General features: G+C 48.4%; 17 protein-coding genes. 8 read left to right on the top strand and 9 right to left on the bottom strand.

The genetic code is table 11. The features are described 5' to 3' along the window. Positions 1–14: 14 nt before the first annotated feature. The 9 genes from A1s21148_RS02195 to A1s21148_RS02160 are packed head-to-tail and all read right to left on the bottom strand — an operon-like array spanning position 15 to position 7,746. On the bottom strand, positions 15–683 hold the full coding sequence (locus tag A1s21148_RS02195; RefSeq protein ID WP_095670850.1) for a histidine phosphatase family protein: 669 nt from the start codon (positions 681–683) through the stop codon (positions 15–17). Continuing rightward, the gene (gene rsfS, locus A1s21148_RS02190) at positions 673–1,050 is read right to left on the bottom strand and encodes a ribosome silencing factor (RefSeq protein WP_095670849.1); all 378 of its coding nucleotides are present in this window, start codon (positions 1,048–1,050) and stop codon (positions 673–675) included. The genes A1s21148_RS02195 and rsfS overlap by 11 nt, the downstream gene beginning before the upstream one ends. Next, positions 1,037–1,591 carry a nicotinate (nicotinamide) nucleotide adenylyltransferase gene (nadD, locus tag A1s21148_RS02185; protein ID WP_095670848.1) on the bottom strand — a complete coding sequence of 185 codons (555 nt, stop codon included), beginning with the start codon at positions 1,589–1,591 and terminating at the stop codon, positions 1,037–1,039. Before nadD ends, rsfS begins: the two co-directional genes overlap by 14 nt. Positions 1,592–1,615: 24 nt before the next feature. After that, positions 1,616–1,753 (bottom strand): hypothetical protein, encoded by a 138-nt coding sequence (locus A1s21148_RS07505; RefSeq protein ID WP_190276908.1) that lies wholly within the window; start codon positions 1,751–1,753, stop codon positions 1,616–1,618. 9 nt (positions 1,754–1,762) lie between these two features. Further along, positions 1,763–3,787 (bottom strand): NAD-dependent DNA ligase LigA, encoded by a 2,025-nt coding sequence (ligA, locus tag A1s21148_RS02180; protein WP_095670847.1) that lies wholly within the window; start codon positions 3,785–3,787, stop codon positions 1,763–1,765. After that, a complete protein-coding gene (gene mnmA / locus A1s21148_RS02175; protein WP_095670846.1) occupies positions 3,784–4,857 on the bottom strand; it encodes a tRNA 2-thiouridine(34) synthase MnmA in 1,074 nt (357 codons plus the stop codon). The genes ligA and mnmA overlap by 4 nt, the downstream gene beginning before the upstream one ends. Then, positions 4,854–5,987: a cysteine desulfurase family protein gene (locus A1s21148_RS02170; RefSeq protein ID WP_095670845.1), complete on the bottom strand. Its 1,134-nt coding sequence runs from the start codon at positions 5,985–5,987 to the stop codon at positions 4,854–4,856. Before A1s21148_RS02170 ends, mnmA begins: the two co-directional genes overlap by 4 nt. Positions 5,988–6,013: 26 nt before the next feature. Further along, a complete protein-coding gene (locus A1s21148_RS02165) occupies positions 6,014–6,967 on the bottom strand; it encodes an electron transfer flavoprotein subunit alpha/FixB family protein (protein ID WP_095670844.1) in 954 nt (317 codons plus the stop codon). Continuing rightward, the gene (locus tag A1s21148_RS02160) at positions 6,964–7,746 is read right to left on the bottom strand and encodes an electron transfer flavoprotein subunit beta/FixA family protein (RefSeq protein ID WP_095670843.1); all 783 of its coding nucleotides are present in this window, start codon (positions 7,744–7,746) and stop codon (positions 6,964–6,966) included. Before A1s21148_RS02160 ends, A1s21148_RS02165 begins: the two co-directional genes overlap by 4 nt. Before the next feature lie 130 nt (positions 7,747–7,876). On the opposite strand from A1s21148_RS02160, the gene A1s21148_RS02155 reads away from it, so the two are divergent. The 8 genes from A1s21148_RS02155 (at position 7,877) to fabF (ending at position 16,775) form a co-directional block, all read left to right on the top strand. After that, complete coding sequence (locus A1s21148_RS02155) at positions 7,877–9,061, top strand: glycosyltransferase family 4 protein (protein ID WP_095670842.1); 1,185 nt, start codon at positions 7,877–7,879, stop codon at positions 9,059–9,061. Further along, positions 9,058–10,212, top strand: coding sequence for a glycosyltransferase (locus tag A1s21148_RS02150; protein ID WP_095670841.1), 1,155 nt, complete (start codon positions 9,058–9,060; stop codon positions 10,210–10,212). Before A1s21148_RS02155 ends, A1s21148_RS02150 begins: the two co-directional genes overlap by 4 nt. Positions 10,213–10,214: 2 nt before the next feature. Beyond that, the gene (locus A1s21148_RS02145; RefSeq protein WP_223299412.1) at positions 10,215–11,150 is read left to right on the top strand and encodes an SGNH/GDSL hydrolase family protein; all 936 of its coding nucleotides are present in this window, start codon (positions 10,215–10,217) and stop codon (positions 11,148–11,150) included. Continuing rightward, a complete protein-coding gene (gene glgX / locus A1s21148_RS02140) occupies positions 11,087–13,138 on the top strand; it encodes a glycogen debranching protein GlgX (protein ID WP_223299438.1) in 2,052 nt (683 codons plus the stop codon). Before A1s21148_RS02145 ends, glgX begins: the two co-directional genes overlap by 64 nt. 72 nt (positions 13,139–13,210) lie before the next feature. Then, positions 13,211–14,125 (top strand): ACP S-malonyltransferase, encoded by a 915-nt coding sequence (locus A1s21148_RS02135; RefSeq protein WP_095670839.1) that lies wholly within the window; start codon positions 13,211–13,213, stop codon positions 14,123–14,125. Positions 14,126–14,141: 16 nt separating this feature from the next. Next, positions 14,142–15,164 (top strand): beta-ketoacyl-ACP synthase III, encoded by a 1,023-nt coding sequence (locus tag A1s21148_RS02130; RefSeq protein WP_095670838.1) that lies wholly within the window; start codon positions 14,142–14,144, stop codon positions 15,162–15,164. A 117-nt stretch (positions 15,165–15,281) separates the two neighbouring features. After that, positions 15,282–15,530, top strand: a complete 249-nt coding sequence (locus A1s21148_RS02125) for an acyl carrier protein (RefSeq protein WP_095670837.1) — start codon at positions 15,282–15,284, stop codon at positions 15,528–15,530. 9 nt (positions 15,531–15,539) lie between these two features. After that, positions 15,540–16,775 carry a beta-ketoacyl-ACP synthase II gene (gene fabF, locus A1s21148_RS02120; RefSeq protein ID WP_095670836.1) on the top strand — a complete coding sequence of 412 codons (1,236 nt, stop codon included), beginning with the start codon at positions 15,540–15,542 and terminating at the stop codon, positions 16,773–16,775. Positions 16,776–16,782: the final 7 nt, after the last annotated feature.

The following is a 16,782-nucleotide window of genomic DNA, read 5'->3' as shown; positions in this document are numbered from 1 at the left end:
ACGAGAGGGTAACTCTAGCGCACGTGATCTGGCACATCAGCGCCAGATTCTTCACCGAATACCGGCTCCAAGATAGAGCCGGCGTTATGTTCGGCTAAGTGCCAACCCTTAGGGCTAGTCTGCAAAATAGACCAGCGCGCATTTGAAAGCCCGCCGATCTTTCCCCAATGCGCCATCGGTAGATGTAGATAATGACCGATTAAACAACGCGCAGTACCGCCATGTGTTGCAACAACAATTAATTGATTCTCTTTATCGCCTAAGAACTCATCGATTGCTGCACTTGCACGCGCTGCAACTTGGCTCCGACTCTCACCAATAGTTCCTGCAGGGTTATCGTTTCCATCGATCCAACGCACAAAATTTTCTAAATCTGCCGCGCGATTTTCAGCGCCGGTCTTACCTTCCCAGTGTCCCCCGTTGGTTTCACGTAAACGTTCGTCAACTAGCACTTCCATATTTACGATCTCGCCAAGTTTTGATGCGGTAACGCGAGCACGAGACAAATCGCTACTTAAAATTGCAGTTGGCTCCATGCCTGCAATAATCGGTGCGGCAAGCTGCGCTTGATAAATTCCAACGTTATTTAACTCGATATCAGAGTGTCCCTGAAAACGGTTTACAACGTTCCAATCAGTCTGGCCATGGCGCCAGAGAAGAATGCGATTATTCTTACCTGCCATCAGCCACAGTTTCCTTTACGACATCGAGTTCAATTGTTGGGCAATCATTCCAGAGGCGATCGAGCATGTAATAACGGCGCAGTTCGCTACTTTGGATATGTACAACTAGATCTGAATAATCAAGCAACACCCATTCGTCGGTGCCTTCGCGGCGGGCCGGCTTCTCACCAATCAAACGGAGTTTTTCTTCAACCTCATCTGCAATGGCATCGACTTGGCGGATATTTGCACCGGTAATAATGAGAAATACTTCTGAGAGAACCATCTGATCTGAAAGATCGATAGCGATCATCTCCGTGCCAAATTTTTCAGCGGCAGCGCGGGCTGCAACTTGAGTTAACTCTGTAACGCTCTTACTTGCTGGCATAGAGGTTGTGCTCCTTTATATAAGCGGCTACCTGCGGTGAAACACTTTCTATCTCACCAGCGCGTACCGCAGTTGCAGATACGTTGAGCGCATTGATATCCAGATTCGGCGAACCTGGAAAGTCTGGGCGATCGATAACAATGAAGTCGACCATATCCTGTAATTCTTTGCTGCGATGCCAATCTGCGATCTTGCTAAAGGCATCTGTGCCTAAAATCAAAAGTATTTGATCTCCCGGATAAGTCTGGGCAACAGCGAAGACGGTATCGATGCTGTAACTCGGGCCGGAGCGCAGAATTTCAATTGGATTTACTTCTACGCGGCTAGCAATTTCAGGAGCTAAATCCTTTAACGCTGCCTGGCACATTGCGCGACGATCTGAACCTGCTGCAACTGGTTCTTGATCTCGCAAGCGGGGCTGTCCTGCTGGAACTAAAAGAATTCGATCTGCTATCTCGCGAGTTAATAGTTCGGTTATTACGTGAAGGTGACCTAAATGAATAGGATCAAATGTTCCGCCGTAGATAGCGATCTTTGCCAAATGAAATTTCCCTAGTGAGAAAAATTATTGATCTAGACGAAGTACTAGATAGAGAAAGACTACAAAGACGATAAATGTGCCGACGCCGAAAGCAACAGGAGATGCAGGAAGTTCGCGTACGGTTTCAGAGGCCAGGTTGGTCAAAGCCGATTGGTTAATCATGGGTACAGACTACCCCCGCCCGTCTAGTAATTCTAAAAAGCGCGCCTCATCGATGATGGTGACGCCGAGTTCTTGGGCCTTGGCCAACTTAGATCCGGGATCTGTGCCGACCAATACATAATCTGTTTTCTTAGAGACCGAACTTGCAGGTTTTCCGCCGTGGGCGGTAATTGTTTCGGCGATCGAATCGCGTGTGAATTTCTCTAGCCCGCCAGTAACAACAAAGGTAAGCCCTGCCAAAGTTTGCGGAAGATCTGCAGCCGCTTGCGCCTGCATTAATACTCCGGCCTTCTCCCATTTCTTAATAATTTCGCGGTGCCAATCAACGGCAAACCATTCGATGATTGACTGGGCAATTGTTTCGCCGACGCCATCAATGTCAGCAAGTTCTTGCGCATTTGCCTTAGCGATCGCGTGCATATCGCCAAAGGTATTTGCTAAAGCTTGTGCAGCTGTTGGTCCAACATGGCGAATAGATAGCGCAACTATTACCCGCCAAAGTGGACGTGACTTCGCCTCTTCCAGAGCGGCCAGTAACTTTTCAATATTCTTTCCTGCACTGCCATCTTTCTTGGTAAAGAATTCAGAGCGCATTAACTTCTCTGTTGTTAAACCAAATAGATCTGATTCATCAACGATGATCGCATCGGTTAATAGCGCGTTTGCTGCTTCATAACCCATCACATCAATATCTAGCGCGGCACGTGAGCCGATGTAGTAAATGCGCTCACGTAACTGTGCTGGACAGCTCTGGGTATTCGGGCAGCGAATATCAACATCGCCTTCGGTGATCGCACGCAACGCAGAACCGCAATCAGGGCATTGCGTTGGCATTACGAAGGCGCGCTCTTTTCCGGTGCGCTTATCAAGAACTGGGCCGAGGACTTCAGGTATGACATCGCCGGCTTTACGAATGATTACAACGTCGCCAATCAACACACCTTTGCGTTCGATCTCTTGCGCGTTATGCAAAGTCGCATTAGTAACCGTTGAACCAGCGACTTTGACGGGTTCCATATATGCAAAAGGTGTGACGCGACCTGTGCGACCAACGCTGACCTTGATATCTAATAACTTTGTGGTGACCTCTTCAGGCGGATACTTGTAAGCGATCGCCCACTTCGGTGCGCGAGATGTAAACCCAAGTTTTTCTTGTTCTGCAATTGAATCTACTTTGATAACCACGCCATCAATCTCGTGTTCAACATCGTGGCGATGTTCGTTGTAATACTCAATGAATTTCTCAACTTCAGCGCGCGAGCCGCAGACTTTAAAACGCTCACTTGTAGGTAGACCTAAGCCTTTTAAAGTTTCATAGGCTGCAGATTGTTCGGTGAAGGCAAGTCCCTCGCGCGCACCGATTCCGTGAACAACGACGCTGAGCGGGCGCGATGCCGTAACGCGTGGATCTTTCTGGCGAAGTGAACCTGCGGCCGCATTGCGTGGATTGGCAAAGAGTGATTTACCGGATTCTTCTAAACCATCATTTAACTCTTGAAAGGCTGCAAGGGGGAAGAAGACTTCACCGCGGACTTCAATACGGGTTGGCACTTTCTTGCCGCTTAGCGCGTGTGGCAAACCCTTAATAGTTTTAACGTTAAGGGTTACATCTTCACCAGTAACACCATTGCCGCGAGTTAGTGCGCGGGTTAGCTGGCCATCTTCAAAGAGTAAGTTGATCGCAAGGCCATCTACCTTTAACTCACACAGGTAAGAAGTTTCGCCGATCTCTTTTTCAACGCGATCAAACCAAGCGGCAAGCTCCTGAGTATCAAATACGTTATCAAGGCTCATCATTTTTTCGATGTGATCGTGTTGATCAAAGGTTGTCGCAAATCCTCCGCCAACGCCTAGAGACGGTGAATCAGGCGCAAGGAGCTCAGGATGTTTGGCTTCTAGTGCCCCTAACTCTTTTAGCAGCGCATCAAATTGCGCATCGGTAATTGTTGGAGAATCTAAAACATAATATTTAAATTGGTGATCGCGGATTTCGTTCGTTAACTCGGTGATGCGGTGGCGTGCTTGATTGCTCATGCGCTCTCGCAAATTGTTGCTGAACCCACCACGCGATCACCATCGTAAATAACCATCGCTTGGCCATTGGCGATACCAAGTAGCGGCTTATCTAAATCTGCAACTAAACGGCCATCTGCATAGTAATAAGTGCAATCAAGTGGTGCACCGTGGGCGCGAACCTGAACAAAACCGCGAAGTGGTTTCTCATCAATGGCTGGACCGCACCAAATAGTTTTCTCGCCTTGCAATTGGCTAACTGCTAACTCTTCACGAGATCCGACAACGACAGTATTTGTAACAGGTTCGATCTTTAATACAAAGCGTGGTGAACCATCGGCAGTTGGAACGGTAAGTCCCAAACCTTTGCGTTGGCCGATTGTGTATGTGTAAGCGCCTTTATGTTCGCCGATCTTGGTACCTGTTTGATCAACGATCGGACCTATTTCACTTCCTAAGCGATCGCGTAACCAGCCAGCGTTATCACCGGAAGGAACAAAACAAATATCGTGGCTATCGGGCTTTTGCGCAACTGCTAATCCACGTGCTTCGGCTTCAATGCGGATATCAACTTTTTCAGTATCGCCTAATGGAAATATCGCACCGCTAATTTGTTCGGTGTTTAAAACTGCTAAAACGTAAGATTGATCTTTAAGTGGATCAATTGCGCGGTGCAGGGTTCGGCCCATTGGACCTTCTTGGGTGCGCGCATAGTGCCCAGTAACAACGCCATCAAATCCCATCGCCTTTGCGCGATCTAGCACTGCGGCAAATTTAATCTTCTCATTGCAACGTAGACATGGGTTAGGTGTGCGACCCGCTGCATATTCAGCGAGGAAGTTTTCAACAACGCCTTGATGAAATTCTTCAGCCATATCCCAGATATAGAAAGGAATACCGATCTTATCTGCGGCGCGACGAGCATCATGTGAATCTTCAATGGTGCAACACCCGCGCGCACCGGAGCGATACTTCTGTGGGTTTGAAGCAAGCGCTAAATGCACACCAATTACTTCGTGTCCTGCTTCAACTGCGCGCGCTGCTGCAACTGCAGAGTCAACGCCACCGCTCATCGCTGCGATTATCTTCATTTGGAGGCCGCCGCTCTGCCGCGATTAATAACGGTGGGAAGGACAGATAAGGCGAAATCGATATCGGATTCGGTTGAGGTGGCGCCGCAAGAAAAACGTAGTGAAGATTGTGCAGTTATTTCGGTGTGGCCCATCGCAAGTAAGACATGGCTAGGGCGGTGCACACCTGCGCTGCATGCAGCACCTGTTGAGCAAGAAACTTTTTCAGAGTCCATTAACAAGAGAAGAGAATCGCTCTGTGTTCCGGGGAAGGTGACGTTGGTGATTCCAGGCAGGCGCGGTGCATCCACACCATTTATGTAAGCATCAGGCACTGACGCACGAAGCCCACTTTCAAATCGATCCCGTAGGGCGCTTACTCGCGCAGAATCGTAATTTGAACTTTCTACAGCTGCGGCAAATGCGACGATCGATGGCGCATTTAAAGTTCCGCTGCGAATTTCTCGCTCTTGTCCCCCGCCATGCAAGAGCGCCGGAATTTCAAAGGCGCGACGAAGCACAAGGACTCCGATACCAAGTGGTCCACCAACTTTATGAGCGCTAAGCGCCATCGACATTACGCCGAGATCTTTATAAGAAAGTGGCGTCTTGGTAAATGATTGAACCGCATCAGTGTGGACTGGAATATCTCCGGCGATCTTTACAACTTCGCCAACCGGTTGAATTACACCGGTCTCGTTATTGGAGTGCATAACTGAAATCAAAGCGATCTCGTTGCCGCGCTTTGTGATTAAATCCTTTAGAAAGCCTAGATCAATTAAACCTGACTTTGTTACTGGGATTTCAATTAGCTCGGCGCCTTCATGTTCGACCAACCAACGCGCCGGATCTAGAACCGCATGATGTTCAACAGCGCTAATCACAATTACTTTCTTGCCAGATTTCCAGAACAAACCTTTTATTGCGGCGTTATCTGCTTCGGTGCCAGAACCGGTAAAGATGATTTCGGAAGGCATGGCGCCAACTGCTTTGGCGATTACTTCGCGCGCATCTTCTACATCTTTTCGAGTCGCGCGACCCTGTGTGTGAAGTGACGAAGGGTTGCCGATCTTGGAGAGTGAGCTAGTCATCGCTGCAATTGCAGCATCAGCCATCGGCGTAGTTGCCGCATGATCTAGGTAGACGCTCATTGGAGCAGTCTAGTTGACGACGGTAATTAACCCTTTTTCGCTGAGATGCCCTGCGTAGCCTGCGGCAATACGTTGAAGAGATCGCCGATAACGCCGAAATCTGCGATATCAAAGAGCGGTGCTTCAGGATCTTTATTTACGACGACGATCGTCTTAGATGTCTGCATACCTGCGCGGTGTTGGATCGCACCTGAAATTCCGCAAGCCACATATAACTGTGGGCTAACGCTCTTGCCGGTCTGTCCGACTTGATGTGAATGTGGATACCAACCAGCATCAGTTGCCGCGCGTGATGCACCAACTGCGGCGCCGAGTTCGTCAGCGAATTTTTCAACCGCTGCGAAATCTCCATTTGTGCCACGACCACCTGAAACAACAATGTTTGCTTCAGTTAACTCAGGACGGCCACCTTTAACAGGAGGTTGTGAAGAAGAGATCTTAGATTTCTTCGCCGCATCTGAAATAGCAGCAGCTGCGTTCTCGATTGCAGGTGTTGCAGCAGTTAGATCTGCTTCCACGCTATTTGGGCGAACTGTGATGATTGGTGTTCCGTGTGAAACTTTTGAGTGAACTGTTGTTGAACCACCGAATACCAACTGAGTTGCAGTGGCATCTGCTGAGACATCCACGGCATCTGTGATGATTCCGGATTCAGTAAGTACTGCAACGCGGGCGGCAACTTCCTTACCGAATGCATGAGATGCAATAAGCACTGCAGATGGAGAATTCTCTTTGATTAAGTTCGCTAAAGCATCGGCAGATGCAGCAACACCAAATTGTGCGAAGTCATCTGACTCGATAACCAGAACGTTGGCGATAGGACCTTGATTTACAGTTGCAGCAAGTGCTGCCCCTTTACCAGCAGCAGCGAGAACAACTGCGGTTACTGAACCAATGCGCGCACCAGCGGTTGCTAGCTCTGCCGTTGTTTTGCTCGCCTTTTCTCCTGAAAAATCAGCAAGAATAAATACTTTGCTCATATCAACTTCTTCTCTGCTAGGAAGTTAACTAGCGCTTCGCCGCCGCTACCTTCATCGGTTACTTTCAACCCCGCAGCGCGTGGTGGGCGCGGGGTTGCATCGCTTACTTGTGACCAAGCGTTTTGTGCGCTGGCGCCAACTGCTGCTAAATCTTTCTGTTCAATTGTCTTCTTCTTCGCCGCCATGATGCCCTTAAATGATGGGTAACGTGGTTCGTTGATCTTTTCAACAACGCTAATCACGCAAGGAAATGCCGCAGAGATTTGATCAACGCCAGCTTCAGTTACGCGGGTAATTGCAACTGATCCTGCAGGATCAACTGTTACCTTGGAAGCGAAAGTTAACTGTGCCCAACCCAAGCGAGCGCTGATCATCGCTGGTACAACGCTCATGCGCGCATCAGTTGATTCAGTTCCACAAATTACTAAGTCATAACCGCCATCTGAAATCACTTTGGCGAGAACTGCAGATGTTGCGAGCGCATCTGCGCCGGCGAGCGCGCCGTCAGTTACCAAGATTGCATCGTTTGCACCCATAGAAAGTGCTTTGCGAACTGCTTCAGTTGCGCGTTCTGGTCCCATCGAAATCACCGTGACGGTATTTGCGCCGCCTTCTTCATTGCCGCCGTGAGCTTCTGCGATACGCAGCGCTTCTTCAACGGCATATTCATCTAGATCATTAAGTACTGCATCAACGCTTTCGCGATCGAGTACTCCATTGACCATCTTCTTCTCGGCCCATGAATCTGGAACCTGCTTTACGCATACGGCGATCTTCATAGCGCAGATGTTACCGACCAGTAGCCTTTTCCGCTAGGGCAAAACCCTCAACCAATACTTCATCTCTCATTTGCCAACACTTAACCTCACAGGTTCCATTAAGTTGGTTTTAACCTTCAACCTGTGAACCATGTTGGAATTTAGAGAGGCTTTGGAAGTTAAAGACGCCAACCCTCTGCGAATACTTGTCGTAACGGAGGCCTTCCTCCCGCAAGTTAATGGCGTAACCAACTCAGTACTCCGCCTTCTCGAATTCTGCAGATCACAAGGACATCAAGTGCTGGTTATCGCACCTGAGAGCGAGAACGCGCCCAAGGAATATTGCGGATACAAGATTAAGCACGTTCCAAGTATCGATATGAAGAAGTTGATTCCGATGGGACTTCCGCAGCGAACTCTCGAACCATTTATCGAAGGCTTTGCACCAGATGTAATCCATCTAGCTTCACCAATCTTCCTAGGCCATTACGTTGCACGGTTAGCAAAGAAGGCCGGCATACCCACTGTTTCGGTTTATCAAACTGATATCGCCGGCTTTGCTCGTCATTACGGTTTAACAATTGCCCATGCGACTCTGAAGCGCTGGGTCGCACGAATTCACTCGACTACCGACCTCACCCTTGCGCCTTCATCTTGGGCTTGCCGCGATCTTGAAAACTCTGGAGTTAAAAATGTAAAGCTCTGGCAGCGTGGAGTAAACATTGAAAACTTCCAGCCTTCTAAATTTGATGCAGATTTCCGTAGCGAACTTCTTATAACTCGGGGCAGAAAACCGTCACCTAAATATCTAGTTGGTTATGTGGGGCGTCTTGCAAACGAGAAGCGAGTAAGTGATCTAGAGGTTATCGATCGCCACCCAGATTTCCAATTGGTAATTGTGGGCGATGGACCTGCGCGAGTTAAGTTAGAAAACGATCTTCCCAACGCAATCTTTGTGGGATATCAGTCTGGTGCAGACCTAGCGCGACATGTAGCAGCACTTGATGTTTTTGTTCATACCGGCAAACATGAAACTTTCTGTCAGGCTATTCAAGAAGCACTTGCCTCTGGAACAGTGGTAGTTGGCCCCGATACCGGTGGTCCTACAGATCTGATTGAACACGGTAAAACCGGGCTTTTAATCGACACGGCAAACTCGCATGAACTTTTGGAATCTGTCTTCACTCTTGCCGAGCATCCAGCGCGGGATCTAATGGAAGAAGCTGCACGTAAATCCGTAGAACATCGAACATGGGATCAGATAAATGAAGAACTTATTAAGCGCTATCGAGAAACTATCCGCTTTGTTGCATCACAGAAAGATCTGGTCGCATGAAGATTATCCACATCGCCAATTTCTATGGCCCTAAGTCGGGTGGCATAAAGACCACGCTTCATAATCTCGGTACTGGATACACAAGCCAGGGCCATGAATTTACCTACATAGTTCCCGGCGCTGGTCTGCATCACGAAAAGACGCCGCATGGAACCAGAATTACAGTTCCATCTCTAGTTATTCCCTTTACAGGTGGATACCGCATCATTAAATCAAATCGTCAGATTAGAAATATGTTGCTTGCGCTTTCACCTGATCGCATCGAAGTATCTGATCGATTTACTCTTTCCAGCGTTGGGCGTTGGGCGAAGTCACGCAAGATCACAACGTTGGTATTTAGCCACGAAACTTTGCGCGGATTAATCAAGACATACCTACCATTCTCTGCCAAGAAGTTCGTTGCCTGGCATAACCAACGGCTTGCCAAATCATTTGACTATGTAATTGCCACAACTAAATTTGCCTCTTCAGAATTTCTCGCCATAGGGACTAAGAACTTGATTCAAGTTCCCCTGGGCGTTGATCTAAAGACTTTCTCACCAAAGAATCGCGATCTTGAGCTTCGCACCAAACTTTTAAAGGGTGGCGAAATACTTCTCGTTCATTGCGGAAGACTTTCACCAGAGAAGAAGCCAGAGCGATCAATCCAAGCCCTGCGCGAGCTGTTAAAGCGCGGAGTTAATGCGCGTCTAATCTATGTTGGAACTGGGCCGCTACATAAGAAACTTTACGAATCTTCCCGCGATATTCCTGTAACTTTTCTTGGCTATATCTCTGATAAGAAGTATCTCGCATCGGTTGTCGCTTCAGCCGATATCTCAATTGCACCTGGACCAATCGAGACTTTCTGCTTATCGGCCCTTGAATCTTTAGCCAGCGGAACACCGGTTGTTGCCTCAGAAACAAGTGCGGTCGGTGAATTCCTCCTCATTGACAGTGTTGGCTCTGCAGATTTTGTTGGACAAGTGGCAGCAAATAACGGTTCTGACTTTGCTGATGCAATCGAAACGCTAATTGGTAAGTTGAAGACAGATAACACCTTGCGCAGTCGCTGCCACCACCAGGCAGAGAACTTCCCTTGGTCTTCAACTATTTCGCAGATGCTTTCACTCGGTAAGAAGCCAAACCTCCAAGCTCTGAGAGCGGCTTAACCATGAGCGCGCCTCTTACCTTTGCAGTTATCGGCGATAGCGCAGCATCCGGTGTTGGCGATTCTGACGGTCATGGCAACAACCTAGGTTGGAGTTATCACCTCGCTAAATCTTTTCAAGAACCGCTCATCTTTATCAATGCTGCTCGCCCGGGTGCAAGGTCGACTGAAGTATTGGAGGAACAACTTCCCAAGATTTTGCTCCATAACCCAGATTTAGTAGCAGTTGTGGTGGGTGGAAATGATCTCTTGCGCAGCAACTTCAACCCACAGAAGTTTGCAGAGAACCTGCGAAAGACTTTGCTAGAACTTGTAGCTAGGGGTTGCACAATTATGTTGCTTGAACTTCATGATCCAACCAAGATCGTACCTATGCCATATCTAATCGGGCGAATCTGCCGTCGCAGAGTTGCCGCGGTAAATGCATCTACAAGAGCCCTTGGCAAAACTTTTGGAGCAGTACTGATGGAGACTCGCTCGTTGCAGGATATTTATGCGCGCGAGAAATGGCATGTGGATCGTATGCACCCAAGCAAATTAGGCCATCAATTTATCGCTGCACAATATGCCAACCTCTTAACTCATCGTGGTTATGAAATCGGTGAAGTAAAGATCGATGCCGTAAACAATCGGAGCCGTCGCGATTCAATTATCTGGATGTTAAAAAATGGCACCCCATGGTTTTTAAAGCGCAGCGTTGATCTGCTACCTGGGCTTCTCTTGCTTAGCGCTGCTGAGATAATCTTCATAATTCGCCAGAAATTTGCAGTTCTAGTTTCCCAATTTAAAGGCTTGCAGGGCAAGATAAGCCCATGCTCCCAGCCGACCCTCGCACCCTCGGCGCCACACTTACAGATGGTGGAGCAAACTTTGCAATCTGGTCTAACGCCGCAGATGCCATCGAACTCTGCCTCTTCAATGAGGTCAATGGCAAGTTAGTTGAAACTCGCTTTGCGATGTCACATCGCAACGGCCCGATCTGGCACGGCTACTTAGCGGGAGTAAAAGCCGGCCAGCGTTATGGCTACCGCGTCTACGGTCCATGGCAACCTGAAAATGGTGTGCGTTTTAACGCCGCAAAACTTTTGATTGATCCATATACCCATCAACTAGATGGCCAATTGGAATATGTTCCAGAAATTTATGGGCATGTAGCAAGTGATGCAATCGGAAGTGGCGATAACACGGTGCGCGATGATCGCGATAGCGCAGGCTCGGTTCCTTATTCCGTTGTTACAAACCATCCGGTGCGCGAGATCCATCGCCCGCTAGTTCCTTGGGCTAACACTTTGATTTATGAAGCACATGTTCAAGGTTTAACGGCAAAGAATGAAGAGATCCCGACGAACGAACGCGGGACATATAAAGCACTTGGCCATCCCAGCACGATTTCGCATCTAAAGAAATTAGGTGTTACCGCACTTGAACTTCTGCCAATACATTCTTATCTAACCGAACCATCAATCTGGGATCGTGGCCGAAAAAACCATTGGGGCTATAACGCAATTGCCTTTAGCGCACCGCATGGCGCATACGCGGCAACAGCAGATCCGATTTCAGAGTTACAAGAAGCTGTTGATCGCTTACATGAGAACGATATTGAGGTAATTCTCGATGTTGTTTACAACCACACCGCTGAAGGTGGAGTCGGTGGACCAACGTTATCTTTTAAAGGTATCGACAATAAAGCTTGGTATCGCCAAGATAGCCAAGGCAATTACATCGATGTAACCGGATGTGGTAACACCTTAGCCAGCAGTAATCCACATGCAGTACGCCATATTGTTGATTCACTTCGTTGGTGGGTTGAAGTAATTGGCGTTGATGGCTTTCGATTTGATTTAGCGGCAGCGCTCTACACCAGCCACAGCGCATTTAACTCATCGCTTATGTCAGCTATCGAAGCAGATTCAGTTTTACGTAACTTTAAGATGATCGCTGAGCCTTGGGATGTAACTCGTTATTCGCTAGGTGATTTCCCGCATCCGTGGCGCGAGTGGAACGATGCTTATCGCGACTCGGTACGTCAATTCTGGTTAGGTGATTTAGCGCGCGGTTACGGCGAAGGCGTTGCTGATATTGCATCGCGCATCAGTGGCTCAAGCGATATTTTCTATTATCGCGGGCCAACTTCATCAATTAACTTCATCACCGCACATGATGGCTTTACCTTGGCCGACTTAGTTATGTATCAAGATAAACATAACGGCCCGAATCAAGAAGATAGCAAAGATGGCCATAACGACAACCGTTCTTGGAATCTCGGCGTTGAAGGCCCTAGCGATGATCCTTTAGTGGAAGCTCACCGTCATCAATTAAAGAAATCCATGATGGCAACGCTACTTCTCTCTTCAGGTGTGCCGATGATGACTATGGGCGATGAAATTGGTCGTACTCAAAACGGTTCTAATAATGGTTACTCGCTGCCGCGAGATATGAGCCCGCTTATGGAAGATAGTGAAGCGAACTTCATGGGCGGTTGGGCAAATAAGTGGAAGTTAAATGAAGAAGAATCTGATCTCTTTGACGCAGTCTCCGAACTTGCCCACATTCGTAAGCAATACCTAGAAGGTGTGGCGCACGAATTCTTTACCGGCACAGTCGATGCCGGAACGAAACGAAAAGATATTGCGTGGTTCTCACTTGGCGGTCATGAGATGCATGAAGACCACTGGCAAGATGGTGAAAAGCGCAGCCTGACAGTATTTATTGAAGCTGGTTCAGAGCGCGGACTTCTATTACTTCTTAACTCTTCTAAATCAGAGACACCATTTACCTTGCCCGATGAAAACTGGGGACACTCATTCCGCAGAATCTTTGATGCCGCAACACCGGTGCAAACACACGAACCGATCATTCGTCCGCCAGCCAGCAAAGTAGATGTGGCAGCGCATTGTGCACAGGTGTGGCTAGTAACACGCAATTAATTTTGTAATTAACCGCGCTAGAAATGCGCAGGTACTAGGTAGTAAACATCACGCTCACCTAAAATCTGAACCATGCTCGCATTAGTTGCACCGGGTCAAGGTGCCCAGACGCCGGGAATGTTGGCACCTTGGATTGAAGAGCCATCTAGCAAAGCGCTCTTAGTTCAATGGTCGGATGAAATCGGACTTGATCTAGTTCGCCTAGGCACAACTGCTGATGCCGATGAAATTAAAGACACTGCCAATGCCCAACCGTTAATTGTTGCTGCAGGCTTGCTTGGTGCTCGCGCGCTCAATAAAGGAAATGACTTTGCATTTGTCGCAGGTCATTCAGTTGGTGAAATTACCGCTGCTGCCTTAGCGCAAGTAATCAGCGAAGTAGATGCCATGAAGTTGGTACGCGCTCGCGGAATTGAAATGGCGAAAGCCGCTGCCGTTAAACCAGCCGGCATGGCGGCAGTCTTAGGTGGCGATCGTGAAGTCGTACTTCGTGCAATTGCTGATCTTGGATTGGTCGCGGCAAACGATAACGGCGCTGGACAAATTGTTGCTGCGGGAGATTTAGATGCGCTTGCACAATTAGCACCCGAAGGTGCACGTGTGCGCGCTCTTGCCGTGGCTGGCGCATTTCACACTTCTTATATGGAACCTGCGGTTGCACCGCTTCGCGCGCTTGCTGCTTCACTTGAGGTGCAAGATCCAAAGTGTGGTGTTATCTCCAATAAAGATGGTGCGGTAATTCGTGATGGACGCGAAATCTTAGATCGCATCGTTGCGCAGATCTCTAACCCAGTTCGTTGGGATCTATGTATGACAAAGCTCTCCGAGAACGTATCTGGTGCGCTAGAAGTTCCACCTGCTGGAACGCTAGTTGGCTTGTTAAAGCGTGCGGTGCCAATTGTTGAAACCTTTGCGCTCAAGGCAGTTGCTGATCTTGTGCTAGCTGATGAATTTGCACTGCGACATAACCAAGAAGTAAGTAATTAAGAGTTAAGGTAGAGCGATGGCGATCAAAGTAAAAACTGGTAGCGAGAGCACGATTTTATCGGTCGGTGCTTATCGCCCATCTCGCCTTGTTCCAAACTCGGAGATCGTAGATTTAATTGATTCCAGTGACGAATGGATCGTGCAGCGCACCGGCATCGAATCTCGTCGCTTTGCTAGCGCAGATGAATCGGTTGTTGATATGGCGATCGGTGCAGCAGAACAGGCACTTACTCGCGCCAAACTTGCAATCAAAGATATTGATACCGTCATTGTGGCAACCATTACTTATCCGCACCAAGCACCTTCTGCAGCTACAGCGATTATTCAACGGATGGGAAATCCAACTGCGGCTGCGCTCGACATAAGTGCTGCCTGCGCTGGGTTCTGTTATGGAGTTGCCATGGCACACGACATGGTGCGCGCCGGTAGCGCAAAGAAAGTTCTCGTAATTGGCGTAGAAAAGATTTCAGATTTCACCGACCCAACAGACCGCGCAACGGCATTTATCTTCGCCGATGGTGCGGGCGCTGTTGTCATTGGCGAATCAACTGAAGCAGGCATCGGCCCAGTTGAATGGGGTTCCGATTCAGAAAACCGCGATGCCATCTTGATGAATCCATCATGGATTGACGTTCGCAACACTGAAACTCAATTAACTAAGGCAGATGTTAAGTGGCCGAATATTACGCAAGAAGGTCAGAAGGTTTTCCGCTGGGCCGTGTTCTCAATGAGTAAGGCAGCGCTTAAGGCACTTGATTCAGCCGGCTTATCTGTAAACGAGATTGATGCATTTATTCCGCACCAAGCAAATGTGCGCATCATCGAAACTATGGCGAAAGAGATGAAGCTGCCAGAGTCAGTTGTGATTGCAGATGACATTCGCACAAATGGAAATACCTCTGCGGCTTCAATCCCTCTTGCGATGGATGCGCTCCTGGCAAAACACCCAGAACTTCACGGCAAGATTGCGCTCTTGATCGGATATGGCGCAGGTCTCGTTTACGCGGGGCAAGTTGTGAAATTACCCCCTAAACCATAATTTTCTGCCGATAAGCCTTCGAATTACTAGGAAGTAGCGCATCTAATCAGAGAGAATTACAACCTGTTGGACTCAAAAGAGAAAAGCAAGAATTAAGAAAAGAAAAGGAATAAACAAATGGCACTTTTAGCCGCAGATGTACTTGCAGGAATCAAAGAGATCGTTGAAGAAGTTGCTGGTATTCCAGCTGCATCAATCGAACTCGATAAGAACTTCACTGACGACCTAGAAGTAGATTCACTTAGCATGGTCGAAGTTGTAGTTGCCTGCGAAGAGCGCTTTGGCGTGAAGATTCCTGACGAGAAGGTAACTGATCTTGCAACAGTAGGAGATGCAGTTAACTTCATCGTTAGCGCTGCCGTATAAGTAGTTTAAATGTCTCAACGTCGCGTAGTCGTCACAGGTCTTGGTGCAACTACTCCACTTGGTGGAGATGTTGCATCGACTTGGGCTGCACTAATCGCCGGAAAGAGCGGAGTCCGTCTTCTCACTGAAGATTGGCGCGAGCTCTTACCTGTGCACTTCGCAGCGCGCGTTGCTACAGAACCTGCCGATCAGATGGAGCGCGTAGAAATGCGCCGCCTTGATCGCTCAGAACAATTTGCTCTCATTGCATCCCGTGAAGCCTGGAAAGATGCAGGTACGCCAGATGTTGATAAGGAAAGACTCGGCGTAGTAATCGCCTCCGGCATTGGTGGCGTTATTACCTTGCTCGATCAATTCGATAATTTGAAAGAGAAGGGCGCCCGCGGAGTCAGTCCACACACTGTTCCGATGTTGATGCCTAATGGTCCTGCTGCAAACGTTGGCCTAGAACTGCAAGCACGTGCTGGAGTCCACACACCTGTTAGCGCGTGCGCATCGGGTGCTGAAGCAATTGGTTATGCACTTGAAATGATCCGCTCAAATCGCGCCGATGTAATTGTTAGCGGCGGCGTTGAAGCAGCAATTCACCAACTTCCAATGGCTGGCTTTGCTGCAATGAAAGCGCTTTCTACCCGTAACGATGCGCCAGAGCGCGCATCACGTCCTTACGATGCTGACCGTGATGGTTTTGTACTCGGTGAAGGCGGCGGAATATTAATTCTTGAAGAGTACGAGCACGCTAAAGCACGCGGCGCTAAGATTTACTGCGAACTAGTTGGCCAAGGTCTTTCCTCAGATGGTTATCACATCGCAGCTCCTGACCCAGATGGTTCGGGTGTGCAGCGTGCAATTAAATTTGCACTTAAAGATGCCAATCTTTCGACAAAAGATATTGTCCACTTAAACGCTCATGCGACTTCCACTCCAGCAGGCGATGTCGCTGAAGCAAATGCGTTGCGCTTAGCACTTGGCCCTGATTCAGATCATGTTGCGGTATCTGCGACTAAATCAATGACTGGGCATCTTCTTGGTGGCGCAGGTGCAATTGAATCTGTATTCATTGTTAAGGCGCTGCAAGAACGTCTTGCTCCTCCAACAATTAATATTGAGAATTTAGATCCTGCAGTAACTATCGATGTGGTGCGCGACACTCCACGCTCATTGCCTGCTGGACAAATCGCAGCGCTCAATGATTCCTTTGGTTTTGGCGGCCACAACGTTGTATTGGCTTTCGCAACTCTATAAACTGATT

The sequence above is a fragment of the Candidatus Planktophila lacus genome (genome assembly GCF_002287925.1).
GTDB classification, from domain to species: domain Bacteria; phylum Actinomycetota; class Actinomycetes; order Nanopelagicales; family Nanopelagicaceae; genus Planktophila; species Planktophila lacus.
This window is presented reverse-complemented; position numbering and strand designations above follow the sequence as displayed.

Coding starts and splice junctions, on each gene's coding strand:
- A1s21148_RS02125 (WP_095670837.1), top strand. CDS start 15,282: ATGGCACTTTTAGCCGCAGATGTACTTGCAGGAATCAAAGAGATCGTT.
- ligA (WP_095670847.1), bottom strand. CDS start 3,787: ATGAGCAATCAAGCACGCCACCGCATCACCGAGTTAACGAACGAAATC.
- rsfS (WP_095670849.1), bottom strand. CDS start 1,050: ATGCCAGCAAGTAAGAGCGTTACAGAGTTAACTCAAGTTGCAGCCCGC.
- A1s21148_RS02145 (WP_223299412.1), top strand. CDS start 10,215: ATGAGCGCGCCTCTTACCTTTGCAGTTATCGGCGATAGCGCAGCATCC.
- A1s21148_RS02130 (WP_095670838.1), top strand. CDS start 14,142: ATGGCGATCAAAGTAAAAACTGGTAGCGAGAGCACGATTTTATCGGTC.
- A1s21148_RS07505 (WP_190276908.1), bottom strand. CDS start 1,753: ATGATTAACCAATCGGCTTTGACCAACCTGGCCTCTGAAACCGTACGC.
- A1s21148_RS02160 (WP_095670843.1), bottom strand. CDS start 7,746: ATGAAGATCGCCGTATGCGTAAAGCAGGTTCCAGATTCATGGGCCGAG.
- A1s21148_RS02195 (WP_095670850.1), bottom strand. CDS start 683: ATGGCAGGTAAGAATAATCGCATTCTTCTCTGGCGCCATGGCCAGACT.
- A1s21148_RS02155 (WP_095670842.1), top strand. CDS start 7,877: ATGTTGGAATTTAGAGAGGCTTTGGAAGTTAAAGACGCCAACCCTCTG.
- A1s21148_RS02135 (WP_095670839.1), top strand. CDS start 13,211: ATGCTCGCATTAGTTGCACCGGGTCAAGGTGCCCAGACGCCGGGAATG.
- mnmA (WP_095670846.1), bottom strand. CDS start 4,857: ATGAAGATAATCGCAGCGATGAGCGGTGGCGTTGACTCTGCAGTTGCA.
- A1s21148_RS02150 (WP_095670841.1), top strand. CDS start 9,058: ATGAAGATTATCCACATCGCCAATTTCTATGGCCCTAAGTCGGGTGGC.
- A1s21148_RS02165 (WP_095670844.1), bottom strand. CDS start 6,967: ATGAGCAAAGTATTTATTCTTGCTGATTTTTCAGGAGAAAAGGCGAGC.
- fabF (WP_095670836.1), top strand. CDS start 15,540: ATGTCTCAACGTCGCGTAGTCGTCACAGGTCTTGGTGCAACTACTCCA.
- A1s21148_RS02170 (WP_095670845.1), bottom strand. CDS start 5,987: ATGAGCGTCTACCTAGATCATGCGGCAACTACGCCGATGGCTGATGCT.